The organism is Pseudomonas sp. FP1740 (assembly GCF_030687165.1).
In the GTDB taxonomy this organism is placed as follows: domain Bacteria; phylum Pseudomonadota; class Gammaproteobacteria; order Pseudomonadales; family Pseudomonadaceae; genus Aquipseudomonas.
This window is the reverse complement of sequence record NZ_CP117461.1, coordinates 5,339,112-5,353,907: the sequence shown is the minus strand read 5'-3', so window position 1 is coordinate 5,353,907 and position 14,796 is coordinate 5,339,112. Positions and strand designations below refer to the sequence as shown.

Sequence of the window (14,796 nt, the reverse complement as noted above, 5' to 3'; positions counted from 1 at the left end):
GTGTTCATTATTTTTACACCCTGGTAGTTGTCTATTCGAAGAATGCTGTAATTATAAGTTATTGATTTATATGCTTATTTTATTAAGTTAACAGCATATTACAGATGATTTCAGCCATGGAGGCCGATTGCTCTTGGTGGGGAATCCTCTAGTATTTGAACTGTGTCGACGGATAGACACGCCCTTCAAGGAAGAGGGGAACGGACATCGCAGGATGCGATTCATCAGGACGATGAAAAGGAATACATGGAATAGGGAAAAAATGTGGGCGGGTCAAACCGCCCCTTTTTTTGCCTGCAGAAAAGCAAAAAGGCCCGCAAGGGGCCTTTTCGGGAACGCGAGGGAAATCAGCGTTCGAGGTGTTCGATCTTGCCTGGCTTGCCATCCCATTCAGCGGAATCGGGCAATGGATCTTTCCGTTCAGTGATGTTTGGCCATACCTCGGCCAATTCCATGTTCAGCTGAATGAAGTTTTCCATACCGGCGGGAACTTCATCTTCAGAGAAGATGGCCACGGCAGGGCATTCTGGTTCGCACAGTGCGCAGTCGATGCACTCATCCGGGTGAATCACCAGGAAGTTCGGGCCTTCGTAAAAGCAGTCCACCGGACAGACTTCTACGCAGTCGGTGTACTTGCACTTGATGCAGTTGTCGGTGACGACGAAGGTCATTTCTAATTTTCTCCTCAGGCGGCGGCAGCGGAGCCCCTTCAGGACGGGGTCGCCAGGTTCGGGAGCGATAGTCTGCAGGCCAGGCTATGAGCCTGCAGCATCCCAAACCGCGCGAGATTCTAACAGCTTGCAGGCAAGTGCGTTAGATCCGTGTCTTTAATGTATAGAGCATTTCCAAAGCCCTGCGCGGTGTCAGGTCATCCAGATCAAGTTTGGCCAGTTCATCCAGCACCGGATGCGGCAGGCTGGCGAACATGTCGCTCTGCTGCGGCGCAACGGATTTGCCTTTGGCCGGCGTCGGCACTTCATGGGGCAGCGCCGTGGATTCCAGCCGGCTCAAGTGTTCACGGGCACGCACGATCACTTCGCTAGGCACCCCGGCCAACTGTGCAACCGCCAGGCCATAGCTCTGGCTGGCAGGCCCAGGCAGCACGTGGTGCAGGAACACGATGCGTTCGTTGTGCTCGGTGGCATTGAGGTGCACGTTGGCTACTAGCGGTTGGGCTTCCGGCAGCACCGTCAGCTCGAAATAGTGAGTGGCGAACAGTGTATAGGCCCGCAGTTGCGCCAGACGTTCGGCCGCGGCCCACGCCAGGGACAGGCCGTCGAAGGTGCTGGTGCCGCGACCGACTTCGTCCATCAGCACCAGGCTGCGCTCGGTGGCGTTGTGCAGGATGTTCGCGGTTTCGCTCATTTCGACCATGAAGGTCGAACGCCCGCCCGCCAGGTCGTCGCTGGAACCGATCCGGGTGAAGATCCGGTCGACCAGGGACAATTCGCAACTGGCCGCCGGCACGAAGCTACCGATGTGCGCCAGCAGCACGATCAACGCGGTCTGGCGCATGTAGGTGGATTTACCGCCCATGTTCGGACCGGTGATCACCAGCATGCGGGTGCTGTCATCGAGGCTCAGGTCGTTGGCCACGAACGGTGTGGTGAGTACTTGCTCGACCACCGGGTGACGACCCTGGCTGATGCGCATGCATGGCTCGCTGACGAAGCGCGGGCAGTTCAGGTCCAGATTCAGTGCGCGCTCGGCGAGGTTGCTCAGAACGTCCAGTTCGGCCAGTGCGGCAGCGGTGTCCTGCAAGGGTGGCAACTGGGCGATCAGGTCTTCGAGCAGTGCTTCGTAGAGCATCTTCTCGCGCGCCAGGGCGCGGCTCTTGGCTGACAGCGCCTTGTCTTCGAACGCTTTCAGTTCCGGGGTGATGAAGCGCTCGGCACCCTTGAGGGTCTGGCGACGGATATAGTCCGCCGGTGCCGACTCGGCCTGCTTGCTCGGCAACTCAATGAAGTAGCCGTGAATGCGGTTGTAACCGACTTTCAGGTTGGCCAGGCCGGTGCGGGCCTTCTCCCGGGCTTCCAGATCGATCAGGAACTGCCCGGCGTTTTCGCTGAGCGATTGCAGCTCGTCGAGTTCGCTGTCGTAACCGGTTTTCAACACGCCGCCGTCACGGATCACCGCTGGCGGGTTGTCGATGATGGCTTTTTCCAGCAGCGCCGCGAGTTCCGGATAGGTGCTGGTGGTCGTCGCCAATTGCATGATGTGCGGAGCTTCAAGCTCGGCCATCGCCACCTGCAACTCTGGCAGTGCGCCGAGGGCATCGCGCAGGCGCGCCAGGTCACGAGGACGGGCATTGCGCAGGCCGATCCGCGCCAGAATCCGCTCGATGTCGCCGATTTCCTTGAGCTGCGGCTGCAATTTCTCGAAACGATAACGGTCCAGCAGGCAGGTGATCGACGTCTGGCGCGCCAGCAATACGGTCAAATCCCGCAGCGGACGGTTCAGCCAGCGGGTCAGCAAACGGCTGCCCATGGCGGTCTGGCAGCGGTCGACCACCGATTGCAAGGTGTTGTCGCGGCCGCCGGCCAGGTTGGTGTCCAGTTCCAGGTTGCGCCGGCTCGCGCCGTCCAGCACCACGGTGTCGTCCAGGCGTTCATGACGCAGGCTGCGCAAGTGCGGCAGGGCGGTGCGCTGGGTTTCCTTGGCGTAGCTGAGCAGGCAGCCAGCAGCGCCGATGGCCAGGGTCAGGTTCTCGCAACCGAAACCTTTCAGGTCCTGGGTGGAAAACTGCTGGCAAAGACTTTTCAACGCCGAGTCGCGCTCGAAATCCCACGGCGCACGGCGACGAACCCCGCGACGTTTCTCCGCCGGCAGGTCCTTCGGCCAGTCGTCCGGGATCATCAGCTCTACCGGATTGACCCGCTCCAGCTCTGCCAGCAGGTTTTCCCAGCCTTTGATCTCCAGCACGGTGAAGTTGCCGCTGGTGATGTCCAGCACCGCCAGGCCGAACAGACGCTCGTCACCCAGCACCGCAGCGATCAGGTTGTCCCGACGCTCATCCAGCAGCGCTTCATCGCTGACCGTGCCGGGCGTGATGATGCGCACCACCTGACGATCCACCGGGCCTTTGCTGGTGGCCGGGTCGCCGACCTGCTCGCAGATCACCACCGATTCGCCAAGCTTCACCAGTTTCGCGAGGTAACCTTCCGCAGCGTGGTAAGGAATCCCACACATCGGAATCGCCTGACCCGCCGATTGCCCGCGAGCCGTCAGGGTGATGTCCAGCAACTTGGCGGCCTTCTTCGCGTCTTCATAGAAGATCTCGTAGAAGTCGCCCATGCGATAGAACATCAGCTGGTCGGGGTGCTGGTTCTTCAGGCGCCAGTATTGCTGCATCATTGGCGTGTGGGAGGACAGATCGGAGACGGCTTTATTCATCGGATATAGGCAAATTCGTTGAAAGGTGTGGGGCAAAGGAGGGGCATCGGCCCGGCTTTTCCGCGATGGGCGCAAGGTTACCATGGGCGGTCCGCCCTACGCAGGCATGAAAGCCTCAAGGCTATTTTTCGTGGGGCTATGCACAAATTATGCAATTTGGCATTTGTCTTCCGAAAAAAGATCAAGCACTATGCGCGTTATGCAAAAACGCAATGTTTCTACCGTCTTAAGAGCGCTGCTCGATCAGCACGGGATCTCCCCCACGGAGCTTCACCGTCGCACCGGCGTGCCTCAATCCACTCTCTCGCGCATCCTCAGCGGGAAAATCGTCGATCCTTCGGATAAACATATCTCGAAGATTGCCGAATACTTTGCTGTGAGCACCGATCAATTGCGGGGCCGCGCGGATGTCGCGCCGGCCGCCAGCGCCGGGCGCGATCAATTGCATTCGGAACTCAAGGACATAAGCCTGTGGGACGACGATACGCCTGTCGATGACGACGAGGTGTCGGTCCCCTTTCTTCGCGAGGTTGAATTGGCTGCTGGATCAGGAAGATTCGTCATCGAAGAGAGCGAGCGCTCTAGCCTGCGCTTCGGCAAGCGCAGCTTGCGCCACAACGGTGTGCAGTTTGACCAGGCCAAATGTGTGACCGTGCGTGGCAACAGCATGTTGCCGGTACTGCGCGACGGCGCCACGGTGGGGGTGAATGCCGGTAAATGCGGGATTGGCGACATCATCGACGGCGACCTGTACGCCATCAACCACAACGGCCAGTTGCGGGTGAAACAGCTTTATCGCCTGCCGACCGGGATTCGCCTGCGCAGCTTCAATCGCGATGAGCATCCGGACGAGGACTACAGCTTCCAGGAAATCCAGGAAGAGCAAATCGTCATCCTTGGTCACGTCTTCTGGTGGGGCATGTACGCCCGCTAACCTCACCGCTGTCAGATAAAACCCGTCGCCCGACGGGTTTTTTTTCGCCTGCCGGAAACCGCCAACGCCTTTGTCTGTGGGGCTTTCATGCGCCTGTGCATTTCTGACGCATAAATAAATGCATTTATGCATTGACTGTATATGCATCCATGCATATTCTTTGTCTCAAGCCGCTCAACAAAGCGGCTCGAAACGAAGCTCTTTAGTTCCACCACAAAGGCAGCGATGAACCGGCCTCAACGGTTCAGAGGGTTGGCAACTGACCCGGGTGTGCAGCGTAAAGCACCAGAAGCAGTTATCCGGCGGGCAGGGACCGCGGTCGGAAAAACAATTTGAATGGACTCGTACCGCGCCAGTAGCGCCGAAAAGTCAGCTTCCTTTTTGACACAGGATTAAAGGAAGGCGAAGGAGCGCATTACTGAAAAGCCCGGAATGCTCCGGGCTTTTTGGAATGCCTACCTCAAGAGACATCGATTGAATCCAACACACATCACTCATCAATCACACCAGGAGGCGTGACATGACAAACGAGCAACAAGCGTTGCTGGACATGCCGATCTGGCTCGTCATCCTCCTCGCGGTAGCGGGCGGGGTGTCTGGCGAAATGTGGCGCGCCGACAAGGAGGGCGCCCGTGGCTGGTCACTGCTGCGGCGCCTGGCCCTGCGGTCCGGGGCCTGCATGATCTGCGGCGTCTCGGCGATCATGCTGTTGTACGCGGCGGGCCTGTCGATCTGGGCCGCCGGCGCCTTTGGCTGCCTGACGGCGATGGCCGGGGCGGACGTGGCCATCGGACTTTACGAACGTTGGGCCGCCAAGCGGATTGGCGTTTGTGAAGTGCCACCGCGCGATCCGTCTCAGGATCATTGAGCCCTCAATCTTAAGGAGCGTTATCCACAGTGCATACCGCACTGACCCGCAAGGATGCGGGTTTACCACGGCCAGTACCGTTCACTCAAACCCGCCGCGGCGGGTTTTTTATTGCCCGGTGAGGAACCATGAAGATCACAGCCCTGATCACGCAGCTGCGTGCGCAATGCCCGACCCTGGCCAATCGTGTGGCCGCGGGCATCGACCTCGCCACCCTGCAAGCCAACAACCCGCTCGCCACGCCTTGCGCCTACGTCGTTCCCATCGCCGATGTGGCGAGCAAAAGCGTGGCGCAAAACCTGATGCTGCAACCGATCCGCGACCGCTTCGAAGTCACCCTGGTGCTCGACACCACGGACGCCGTTGCAGCGCTGGATCAACTGCACGACCTGCGCGCCGAACTGTGGCGCGCGCTGGTGGGGTTCAAGCCCGGCAGCGACTACAGCGCCACTGCCTACGACGGCGGCGAACTGGTTTCCATCAACAGCAGCCGCGTGCTCTATCGCCTGCGCTTTTTCACCGAATTCCAGCTCGGCCGCAATTTGCCGGGGCAACCGGCGCAGAGCTGGCACGAGCGTGAACTGGACGGCTTGTCGTCCTTTACCGGGGTCACCGTGCGGGTCGATGCGATCGACCCGGCCGACCCCAATCTGCAACGCCCAGGCCCCGACGGGCGCCTGGAACTGACTTTCTCTGGAGACGTAACCCCATGAGCAAACGCATCACCGTGCTGCCGGCCCCGGGCCGTGTCGTGCCGGACCCGGAAGCGGGCGATCTGTTGCCCCTCGAGGGCCGTGAAGTGTCGGACAACGCCTGGTGGCGTCGACGTCTGGCCGATGGCGATATCACTACCAAAGCCGTGAAAGCGGCGAAACCACAGGGAGCCAAATAATGGCGATCGGATTCAGCAACATCCCCGCGGACATTCGTGTTCCGCTGTTCTATGCCGAAATGGACAACTCGGCCGCCAATAGCGCGTCGTCGGCCATGCGCCGCCTGATCGTCGCTCAGGTCAACGACAACATCGCGCCGGCCGATGTCGGCAAACTGGTGTTGGTGTCCAGCGTGGCGCTGGCCAAAAGTATTGGCGGCCAGGGCTCGATGCTCGCCTCGATGTATGAAACCTGGCGCAAGACTGACCCGATCGGCGAGATCTGGTGCCTGCCGCTGCACAACACTGAAGGCAGCATTGCCAAAGGCGTGCTGACCCTGACCGGTGCGGCGACCCAAAGCGGCATGCTCAACCTGTACGTCGGCGGCGTTCGTGTTCAGGCGGCCATCGTCAACGGTGTCACCGCGGCGCAAGCGGCCACCGCCCTGGCCCTGAAAATCAACGCCAGCGCCGATCTGCCAGTCACTGCGGCGGCGGTCGAAGGCGTGGTCACCCTGAGCGCCAAATGGACTGGCGACAGCGGCAACGACATCAGCCTGCAATTCAATCGACTGGGCAAGAGCAACGGCGAAGAAACCCCGGCTGGCCTGACCTCGGCGATCACCGCCATGACCGGCGGCGCCGGTGTACCGGATCAGGTGGCCGCCGTGGCGGCGCTGGGCGATGAACCGTTCGAGTTCATCTGCATGCCGTGGTCGGATCTGTCTACGCTCAACACCTGGCAAGCGGTGATGGATGACAGCACCGGTCGTTGGTCCTGGGCCAAGCAATTGTTCGGTCACGTCTACAGCGCCAAACGCGGCACCGTCGGCACTCTGGTGGCGGCGGGGCAAGCGCGTAACGACCAGCACATGACCATCCAGGCGCTGGAACCGGGCGTACCGCAACCGTTCTGGGTGCAAGCTGCTGCATTGGCCGCGCGCACTTCGGTGTTCATCTCGGCCGACGCCAGCCGTCCGACCCAAAGCGGCAGCCTGCCAGGTCTCGACCCGGCTCCGGCGAGCGAGCGGTTCACCCTGACCGAGCGTCAGTCGCTGCTCAACTACGGCATCGCCACCGCGTATTACGAAGGCGGCTACGTGCGCATTCAGCGTTCGATCACCACCTATCAGAAGAACGCCTACGGCCAGGCAGACAACTCCTACCTGGACAGTGAAACCATGCACCAGTCGGCGTTCATCGTGCGTCGTCTGCAAAGCGTGATCACCAGCAAATACGGTCGCCACAAACTGGCCTCCGACGGCACCCGTTTCGGCGCCGGCCAGCCAATCGTTACCCCGAGCACCATTCGCGGTGAGCTGATCGCCCAGTACGCCAAGCTCGAACTGGAAGGCCATGTGGAAAACGCCGAGCTGTTCGCCGAACACCTGATCGTCGAGCGCGACACCCAGGACCCGAGCCGGGTCAACGTGTTGTTCCCGCCGGACTACATCAACGGCCTGCGCGTGTTCGCGCTGCTCAACCAGTTCCGTCTGCAGTACGACGACGCAGCCTGATCGCTGCCTTTGACTGTATGAATTCGGCCCACCGCGCGTGGGCTTTTTATTTGAAGGGAGAAACACCATGGGTCAACTGATTGCGGGCACCTGCTACGTCAAAGTGGATGGCGCTCAATTGACCATCAACGGCGGCTGCGAAGCACCATTGATGGCCGTAAAACGGGAAACCGTCGTGCCGGGCTTCTACAAGGAAACCGACATCGCACCGTCGTTCAAAGTGACGGCGCTGCACACCGCAGACTTCCCGCTCAAGCAACTGATCGCAGGCTCCGACATGACCGTCACCTGCGAATTCAGCAACGGCAAAGTCTACGTACTGGCTGGCGCCTATCTGGTGGAAGAGCCGGTATCCAAAGGCGATGACGCCACCATCGAACTGAAATTCGAAGGCATCAAGGGGACCTGGCAATGAGCAACGCCGTGAAGCTTCAAGTTGCGATCGAAGCCCACGGCGAGCCCTTGACCGAGCTCAACCTGCGCCGTCCGACGGTGCAGGAAGTGCGGGCGATCAAGGCGTTGCCGTACAAGATCGACAAGAGCGAAGAGGTCAGCCTCGACATGGACGTCGCGGCCAAATACATCGCCGTGTGCGCCGGCATCCCGCCGTCATCGGTCAACCAGCTGGATCTGGCTGACCTCAATACGCTGAGTTGGGCGGTCGCGAGTTTTTTCATGAGTGCGGCGTCGGAGCCATCACCGACCTGATCGCAGTCGCCTATGACCTGGCCTGGTTCTGGAAGGTTGACCCCGAACAGATGATGGCCAGGCCACTGGATGTGCTCCGCGAATCACTGGAGCACGCGCAACGGATCAATGCGATGCAGCAGGTGCAGTGATGGCAGACACAGAAACGAAAGAGAAAACCTCGGTGCTGCTCACGGGCATCGATGAACTGTCGCCCAAGCTCGGTGCCCTTCGGGCAAAAGTCGAGGGCTTCAAGAAAAATCTGGAGCAGACTGGCCTCGGCAAACTGGACATCAGCGGGTTGTTCAAGGGCGGTAGCGTGATCACGCCGTTCATGGATGCGATCAAGGCGTCCGACGCGTTCAAGGGCAAATTGACCGAGGTCAGCGAATCGGCCGAAGGCGTTGATTTACCGAAGGCGCCGGCAAGCGCTACGCAAAACATGAATGTGTTCAGTCGCTCGATGGAGCAGGTATCGATCGCGGCCAACACGGCCTTGCAGCCTGCTGTCGCGACCGTAACGGCAGGTCTTCAACCGTTGTTGGCTGGATTTGGCAGCCTGCTTGATGACAACCCGAAATTGGTCGAAGGGCTGGCGGCAGGTGCCATCGCATTTTCGGCAATGCAAACGGCCGTGACTGGCGCGACGCAAGTGTTCGATCTGATGAGCATGGTGCTCAAGACCAATCCAATCATGCTGATGGCCATGGGTATCGCCCTGGCGGCTGGTTTGATCATTGCCAACTGGGAACCGATTTCGACGTTTTTCGCCGGGCTCTGGCAAAAGGTTGTCGGTTATTGGGCGCCGATCAGCGGCATTTTCTCGGCAATTTTTGATCAAGTAAAAGCAGTCGTGAGTGCGGGATTCGATTTCCTTAAAGCGTGGTTTGCCTGGACGCCCTACGGAATGATCCTGAACAACTGGGGGGCCGTTGTCGGTTTGTTTGCGGCGATCTGGGATCTGCTCGTGGCACTGACTGTGCCGGTGAAGGAGAAACTGCGCAGCCTGTTCGACTGGGTGCCGCTGGACGCCATTGCCGCGGCTTGGGATCAGGTGCCTGCCATGTTCTCGGGCTACTGGGAGTCGATCAAGCTTGGAGCGCAGGCGTTCTTTTCCTACCTCAGCGGGCTGTTCACTTGGTCGCCCTTGGATGCACTGAGCGAAACATGGGCATCTGTGGTTCAGTTTTTCAGTGAAAAAGCGGAAAAGCTCCGGGCCATTCTGGCGCCCATCCAGGAGATGCTTGGCGGTAGCTTTGGTGGTTTTATCGCCCAAATTACCGGCAAGGTCGAAAGCTTCACCGAGGTGCAAAAGAAAACCAATGCTGAAGGCAAGGGGGAGTTTGCGCCGGCGGCGTTCATCAATGCCGCTTCCGAGCAGCCCTCAAACGCGCTGGCGACTCCCGGCAGTTTGCCGCTCAAGTCGTCGATGTTGCAGCCCGGTTCTCTGACTCAAAACTCCAACGCCTTGATCCAACAAAGCGCCGCCAACAATCGCACGCAACTCGAAGGCGGCCTGACGGTTCGCTTCGAAAACGCGCCGGCCGGGCTGCGCACCGATCAACCGCAAACCAATCAACCGGGGCTGGCGCTCAACTCGCGCATCGGCTACCGCTCACTTTCCCTGGGAGGCCTCCAATGAGTTGGCGTGACCGTTTGTTGCCGGCGTCCTTTCGCGGTGTCGGTTTCTGGGTCGATCAGGCGAAAACCCCGGTCGGTAAAAAGGGCCAGTTGCACGAATATCCGCAGCGGGACCTGCCGTTTTTCGAGAGCCTTGGCCAACAGGCGAAGATCCATGATCTGACGGCGTTCATCGTCGGCCCCGATTGCCTGGAGCAGCGCGACAAGCTGCTCAAGGCGCTGGAGCAGGGCAGTGGTGAACTGGTCCATCCATGGCTGGGGCGGCTACAGGTCAAGGTCGGCGAATGCGACATGACCCACACCCTCCAGGACGGCGGGTTGGTGACCTTTGCGCTGAAGTTTTACCCCGATGAACCACTGCCGTTTCCGACGGCCACGATCAGCACGCAGAAGGTGCTACTGGCCAAGGCCGACACCTTGCTGGGCTCGGCGGTGGCGCGTTTCGAACAGGCCATGACCCTGATCAAGGCCGCGCGAATCGGCATCGCCAATCTGCGCAACAGCCTGACCGGGGTGTATGACGTGATCAAGGAACAGCTCAAACCGTTGATCGAGCAATATCGGCAGATCACCGAGCTGGTCAAAGCGGTCAAGGAATTGCCCAAGGAAGTGGCGGCGGAATTCAAGGGCTTGCTCGGCGATATCAAATCGCTCAAGGACTTCGGGAAGGAGGGTTATCGTGGCGTGATTGCCGACGTGTCCCAACAGCTCGAAGCCATCCGCAAGGCCGATGCGCCAAAGCTCACCACCGGCAAGGACACCACGGCCGCAGCGCAAGCCATGGCCGATCTGGTGCAGGACACGCTGCTGGTCAAAGTGGCGCAATGGGTTGCCTCGATGCCGGTCGCGTCGACACCGGTGAAACTGTCGTCGACGCCATCGCTGGAGCAGCAGGCGAACCTGCCGGTCACCCGGCAGGAAGTGCCGGTCACCGACGATTTGAAAGCGCTGCAAAAGGCGCTGGTAGACGCGACCAACCCGATGCTGGACAAGGCCGGTCCCGCGCATTACCAGGCTATCGACGATGTGAAGCAGGCGTTGCTTGCGCATCTCAAGGCAGTGGCTTCGTCGGGTGTACGACAGGTCAGCAAGTCTTTTCAGGAAAGCCTTCCGGCGCTGGTCGTAGCGTACAAGCAATTTGCCGACGCAACGCGGGTCACCGAAGTGATTCAGCGCAACGGGATTGCCCATCCAGGGTACGCGCCGAACGATGTGAAAGTCTCCGGGAAGTGAACCATGAACGAGATGGATAACCGCGTCACATTGACGGTCGGCGGCCTGGAATACGGTGGCTGGAAAAGCGTGGAAATCACGGCGGATCTGGAGCGTCAGTTCCGCACCTTCAAGCTCAACATCACCTGGCAATGGCCGGGGCAGACCGTGGACAAGCGCATCCAGCCCGGTGACGCCTGTGAAGTGCGCATCGGCCAGGATCTGGTGCTGACCGGGTATGTGTTCAAGGCGCCGATCAGTTATGACGGGCGACAGATCAGCCTGAACATCGAAGGCAGTTCTTGTACTCAGGACCTGGTGGATTGCGCCGCGACCAACCGCCCGAACCAATGGCATGAGCAATCGCTGTTGAGCATCGTCGAAGCGCTGGCGATCACCTACAAGGTCTTTGTGGTCAGTGAAATTCCCGAGACCGCCCGGCTCAGCAGTCACACCATCGTGCCGGGGGAAACGGTGTTTCAATCCATCGACCGCTTGCTGACGTTATTCCGGGTGTTTTCTACCGATGATGCCCAGGGCCGGTTGGTGTTGGCCCGGCCTGGCAGTGGTGGCCGAGCCAGCGATGCGCTGGAGTTGGGCAAGAATATTCTGTCGGCCAACGCGCCGATGGATTACAGCCAGGTGTTTTCCGAATACCGGGTCATCGGTCAGCAAAAGGGCACGGACAAGAAGAGCGGGGCGGCGGTCAGTGAGGTTGAATCGGTGTCTGCCGACCTGAGCTACAAGCGTCGGCGGGTCACGGTGATTAACGAAGGCATGCAGATCAATCCCGATCTCGCCTTGCAACGGGCCAACTGGGAAAGCGCCACCCGCGTCGGCAAGGCCAAAACCACCACCTATCAGGTGCAGGGTTGGCGGCAATCCAACGGCGATCTGTGGCGTCATAACACGCTGGTGCGGGTCAAGGATCCGGTGCTGGGATTCGATGACGACATGCTGATTTCCAAGGTGACCTACTCGCTGTCGGCGCAAGGTTCGATCACCACCCTGCAAGTCGCACCGCCGCATACCTTCGATGCCAATCCCGAGCCCCCGAAGAAAACCTGATAGCCCCTTATAAGGTAGCCCCTTAAAAGGTCGCAGCCTTCGGCCTCGCCCCTCCAAGGAATTCAACATGAGCTTACTGACACGCCTCCTGGCGCGCGGCACTGTCGTGCTCGCCAACTCGGCCACCAAGCTTCAATCGCTGCAAATGCGCCTCACCGCCGGCGAAGTGAACGACGACATGGAGCACTTCGAACCCTACGGATTCACCAGCAACCCACTGGCTGGCGCCGAAGGAGTCGCTACATTTCTGGGCGGTGATCGCTCCCATGCCATCGTGTTGGTAGTCGCCGACCGCCGCTATCGCCTCCAGTCCCTGGCCGCGGGAGAAGTAGCGATCTACACCGACGAAGGCGACAAGATCCACTTCAAGCGCGGGCGGATCATCGACATCGAAACCGCCACCCTGAATATCCGCGCCAGCAGTGCAGTCAACTTCGACACACCCGTGATCAACCAGAGCGGAAAAATCGTTTCTACCGGCGATCAAGTTGCCGGCGGAATCAGCCAGATCAAACACGTGCACGTCGGCGTGCAAGCGGGCAACGGCCAGACCGGCGCACCGGCGGGAGGGCAGTGATGTTGATCAGCCAGAACCTCCACGCCGCACTGACCCGTGCAGTGCTGATCAGCCTGTTCACCTGGCGCCGCGCCGCCGATGACGATGCCCTCGACGACGAAGAGCGTTTCGGCTGGTGGGGCGACAGCTTTCCTACGGTGGCCGACGACCGCATCGGTTCGCGGTTGTGGCTGTTGCGCCGGGTCAAGCTGACCCGCCAGACCCAGATGGACGCCGAGTTCTATGCCCACGAAGCCCTGCAATGGCTGATCGACGACGGCCATTGCAGCGCCATCGACATCATCAGCGAACGCCTCGACGCCCAGCGCCTGAACCTGCGCACGGTCCTGACCCTGGCCGACGGCGAACGCCTGGACATCAACCCCGATAACAGTTGGCAGGTGATCTATGCCGTTTGAAACCCCTTCGCTGCCGGTGCTGATCAAGCGCACCCAAAGCGACCTGGCCAGCGATTCGCTGCGCCAGTCCGATGCGCAAGTGCTGGCCCGCACCCTCGGTGGCGCCGCCTATGGGCTGTATGGCTATCTGGACTGGATCGCCGAGCAGATCCTCCCGGACAAGGCCGATGAATCGACCCTGGAACGGATCGCCGCACTGCGTCTGAACCAGCCGCGCAAGTCCGCACAAGCGGCCAGCGGCAGCGTCAGCTTTACCGCCAGCGCCGGTGCCGTGCTGGACGTCGACACCCTGCTGCAATCGAGCGACGGTCGCACCTACAAAGTGACCGCCGCGCGCACCACCAGCAACGGCGTCAATAGCACCACCATCACCGCGCTCGAAGCCGGCAGCCTGGGCAACGCCGAGGCCGGCATGACGTTGATTCCGGTGCAGCCAATCCAGGGCATTGCCGGTAACAGCTTCACAGTCATGGCGCCGGGATTGATCGGCGGTATCGCGCGGGAAAGCCTGGAATCCCTGCGCTCTCGAGTCATCAGGTCCTACCGCATCATTCCCCATGGCGGCTCGGCGCAAGACTACGAAACCTGGGCGCTGGAATGCCCCGGCGTGACTCGCGCGTGGTGTCGCGGCAGCCTTTTGGGGCCGGGAACCGTCAGCCTGTACATCATGCGTGACGACGATCCGCAACCAATCCCGGACGCGGCACAACTGGCCGAAGTTCAGGCTTACATCGAACCGCTGCGACCGGTCATGGCTGAGCTGTATGTGTTGCCACCGATACAAGTGCCGGTTACGTACAGACTGACGCTCACCCCCGACACCACCGCTGTGCGGGCTGCTGTCGAAGCGCAACTGCGTGATTTGCACAACCGAGAAGCCGGTTTGGGCGACACCTTGCTGATCAGCCACATCCGCGAAGCCATCAGTAGTGCCACCGGTGAAAGCGATCACACACTGACCTCGCCCACAGCCAATGTCGACGCTGACGTTAATCAGTTGCTGACCTTTGGAGGTTGCGTATGGGGGGCATAAGAACTGCCGCGCAATACCACGCGCAACTGCGCAGCCTGTTGCCCAGCGGCCCGGCCTGGGATCCCGAACGGGTCCCGGAACTCGAAGAAGTGCTCGAAGGCGTCGCCCAGGAACTGGCTCGCCTCGACGCCCGCGCCGCCGACCTGCTCAATGAAATGGACCCGGCCGGTGTCAGCGAACTGGTGCCCGATTGGGAACGGGTGATGAACCTGCCCGACCCCTGCCTGGGTGCCACCCCGTTATTCGACGACCGTCGCCTGGCCGTGCGCCGCCGTCTGCTCGCCGTCGGCAGTCAGGCCGTCGGTTACTACGTCGAAATCGCCAAGAGCCAGGGTTACCCAAACGCCACCGTAACCGAGCACCGGGCTCCGCGTATGGGCTGTTCACGGTTTGGCCAAGCGCATTTCGGCACCTGGCAGGTGCAGTTCATGTGGACCCTCAACACTGGCGGACGCCTTTCACTGGGGCGCCGCTTTGGCGCCAGTTATTGGGGCGAACGCTTTGGCATGAATCCAGGCTCTGCCTTGGAATGCCTTATCCACCGCAGTGCACCGGCTCATACGCAAGTGCATATCAACTATGACTAAGGAGTAGAGA

Annotated in this window: 15 protein-coding genes and 1 pseudogene; 14 read left to right on the top strand and 2 right to left on the bottom strand. The window is 60.4% G+C overall.

The annotated features are described in order from the left end of the window. Nucleotides 1-347: 347 nt before the first annotated feature. Both fdxA and mutS read right to left on the bottom strand, forming a co-directional pair. On the bottom strand, nt 348-671 hold the full coding sequence (fdxA, locus tag PSH69_RS23965; RefSeq protein ID WP_007940535.1) for a ferredoxin FdxA: 324 nt from the start codon (nt 669-671) through the stop codon (nt 348-350). Between the two features lie 142 nt (nt 672-813). Next, entirely contained in the window at nt 814-3,393 is a 2,580-nt protein-coding gene (gene mutS / locus PSH69_RS23960; RefSeq protein WP_026286487.1) for a DNA mismatch repair protein MutS, read from the bottom strand. 199 nt (nt 3,394-3,592) lie between these two features. On the opposite strand from mutS, the gene PSH69_RS23955 reads away from it, so the two are divergent. The 14 genes and pseudogenes from PSH69_RS23955 (at nt 3,593) to PSH69_RS23890 (ending at nt 14,786) form a co-directional block, all read left to right on the top strand. Beyond that, nucleotides 3,593-4,327 (top strand): XRE family transcriptional regulator, encoded by a 735-nt coding sequence (locus PSH69_RS23955; protein WP_026331839.1) that lies wholly within the window; start codon nt 3,593-3,595, stop codon nt 4,325-4,327. A gap of 520 nt (nt 4,328-4,847) precedes the next feature. Further along, nucleotides 4,848-5,195: a phage holin family protein gene (locus tag PSH69_RS23950; RefSeq protein ID WP_019581003.1), complete on the top strand. Its 348-nt coding sequence runs from the start codon at nt 4,848-4,850 to the stop codon at nt 5,193-5,195. 128 nt (nt 5,196-5,323) lie between these two features. Beyond that, nucleotides 5,324-5,908, top strand: a complete 585-nt coding sequence (locus PSH69_RS23945; RefSeq protein WP_305410025.1) for a hypothetical protein — start codon at nt 5,324-5,326, stop codon at nt 5,906-5,908. Beyond that, on the top strand, nt 5,905-6,087 hold the full coding sequence (locus tag PSH69_RS23940; protein WP_305410024.1) for a DUF2635 domain-containing protein: 183 nt from the start codon (nt 5,905-5,907) through the stop codon (nt 6,085-6,087). The genes PSH69_RS23945 and PSH69_RS23940 overlap by 4 nt, the downstream gene beginning before the upstream one ends. Then, nucleotides 6,087-7,583, top strand: a complete 1,497-nt coding sequence (locus PSH69_RS23935) for a phage tail sheath subtilisin-like domain-containing protein (RefSeq protein WP_305410023.1) — start codon at nt 6,087-6,089, stop codon at nt 7,581-7,583. The genes PSH69_RS23940 and PSH69_RS23935 overlap by 1 nt, the downstream gene beginning before the upstream one ends. Before the next feature lie 67 nt (nt 7,584-7,650). Next, nucleotides 7,651-7,998, top strand: coding sequence for a phage tail tube protein (locus tag PSH69_RS23930; RefSeq protein ID WP_018926973.1), 348 nt, complete (start codon nt 7,651-7,653; stop codon nt 7,996-7,998). After that, nucleotides 7,995-8,291, top strand: a complete 297-nt coding sequence (locus tag PSH69_RS23925; RefSeq protein ID WP_018926972.1) for a phage tail assembly protein — start codon at nt 7,995-7,997, stop codon at nt 8,289-8,291. Before PSH69_RS23930 ends, PSH69_RS23925 begins: the two co-directional genes overlap by 4 nt. A 130-nt stretch (nt 8,292-8,421) precedes the next feature. Continuing rightward, nucleotides 8,422-9,922 (top strand): annotated as a pseudogene (locus PSH69_RS23920) (phage tail protein). Next, the gene (locus PSH69_RS23915; RefSeq protein ID WP_305410021.1) at nt 9,909-11,144 is read left to right on the top strand and encodes a DNA circularization protein; all 1,236 of its coding nucleotides are present in this window, start codon (nt 9,909-9,911) and stop codon (nt 11,142-11,144) included. Before PSH69_RS23920 ends, PSH69_RS23915 begins: the two are co-directional and overlap by 14 nt. Before the next feature lie 3 nt (nt 11,145-11,147). Then, nucleotides 11,148-12,191 (top strand): phage baseplate assembly protein, encoded by a 1,044-nt coding sequence (locus PSH69_RS23910; RefSeq protein ID WP_019580999.1) that lies wholly within the window; start codon nt 11,148-11,150, stop codon nt 12,189-12,191. A 67-nt stretch (nt 12,192-12,258) separates the two neighbouring features. Further along, nucleotides 12,259-12,768, top strand: a complete 510-nt coding sequence (locus PSH69_RS23905) for a phage baseplate assembly protein V (RefSeq protein WP_305410020.1) — start codon at nt 12,259-12,261, stop codon at nt 12,766-12,768. Then, a complete protein-coding gene (locus PSH69_RS23900) occupies nt 12,768-13,166 on the top strand; it encodes a phage GP46 family protein (RefSeq protein WP_305410019.1) in 399 nt (132 codons plus the stop codon). Before PSH69_RS23905 ends, PSH69_RS23900 begins: the two co-directional genes overlap by 1 nt. Then, the gene (locus tag PSH69_RS23895) at nt 13,156-14,199 is read left to right on the top strand and encodes a baseplate J/gp47 family protein (protein WP_305410018.1); all 1,044 of its coding nucleotides are present in this window, start codon (nt 13,156-13,158) and stop codon (nt 14,197-14,199) included. The genes PSH69_RS23900 and PSH69_RS23895 overlap by 11 nt, the downstream gene beginning before the upstream one ends. Then, nucleotides 14,187-14,786, top strand: a complete 600-nt coding sequence (locus tag PSH69_RS23890) for a YmfQ family protein (protein WP_305410017.1) — start codon at nt 14,187-14,189, stop codon at nt 14,784-14,786. Before PSH69_RS23895 ends, PSH69_RS23890 begins: the two co-directional genes overlap by 13 nt. Nucleotides 14,787-14,796 lie beyond the last annotated feature (10 nt).

What these genes read in the sequence shown, in the direction of transcription:
- PSH69_RS23910 (WP_019580999.1), top strand. Translation starts at nt 11,148, where the DNA reads ATGAACGAGATGGATAACCGCGTCACATTGACGGTCGGCGGCCTGGAA.
- PSH69_RS23950 (WP_019581003.1), top strand. Translation starts at nt 4,848, where the DNA reads ATGACAAACGAGCAACAAGCGTTGCTGGACATGCCGATCTGGCTCGTC.
- PSH69_RS23945 (WP_305410025.1), top strand. Translation starts at nt 5,324, where the DNA reads ATGAAGATCACAGCCCTGATCACGCAGCTGCGTGCGCAATGCCCGACC.
- mutS (WP_026286487.1), bottom strand. Translation starts at nt 3,393, where the DNA reads ATGAATAAAGCCGTCTCCGATCTGTCCTCCCACACGCCAATGATGCAG.
- PSH69_RS23925 (WP_018926972.1), top strand. Translation starts at nt 7,995, where the DNA reads ATGAGCAACGCCGTGAAGCTTCAAGTTGCGATCGAAGCCCACGGCGAG.
- PSH69_RS23935 (WP_305410023.1), top strand. Translation starts at nt 6,087, where the DNA reads ATGGCGATCGGATTCAGCAACATCCCCGCGGACATTCGTGTTCCGCTG.
- fdxA (WP_007940535.1), bottom strand. Translation starts at nt 671, where the DNA reads ATGACCTTCGTCGTCACCGACAACTGCATCAAGTGCAAGTACACCGAC.
- PSH69_RS23905 (WP_305410020.1), top strand. Translation starts at nt 12,259, where the DNA reads ATGAGCTTACTGACACGCCTCCTGGCGCGCGGCACTGTCGTGCTCGCC.
- PSH69_RS23940 (WP_305410024.1), top strand. Translation starts at nt 5,905, where the DNA reads ATGAGCAAACGCATCACCGTGCTGCCGGCCCCGGGCCGTGTCGTGCCG.
- PSH69_RS23900 (WP_305410019.1), top strand. Translation starts at nt 12,768, where the DNA reads ATGTTGATCAGCCAGAACCTCCACGCCGCACTGACCCGTGCAGTGCTG.
- PSH69_RS23895 (WP_305410018.1), top strand. Translation starts at nt 13,156, where the DNA reads ATGCCGTTTGAAACCCCTTCGCTGCCGGTGCTGATCAAGCGCACCCAA.
- PSH69_RS23890 (WP_305410017.1), top strand. Translation starts at nt 14,187, where the DNA reads ATGGGGGGCATAAGAACTGCCGCGCAATACCACGCGCAACTGCGCAGC.
- PSH69_RS23955 (WP_026331839.1), top strand. Translation starts at nt 3,593, where the DNA reads ATGCAAAAACGCAATGTTTCTACCGTCTTAAGAGCGCTGCTCGATCAG.
- PSH69_RS23930 (WP_018926973.1), top strand. Translation starts at nt 7,651, where the DNA reads ATGGGTCAACTGATTGCGGGCACCTGCTACGTCAAAGTGGATGGCGCT.
- PSH69_RS23915 (WP_305410021.1), top strand. Translation starts at nt 9,909, where the DNA reads ATGAGTTGGCGTGACCGTTTGTTGCCGGCGTCCTTTCGCGGTGTCGGT.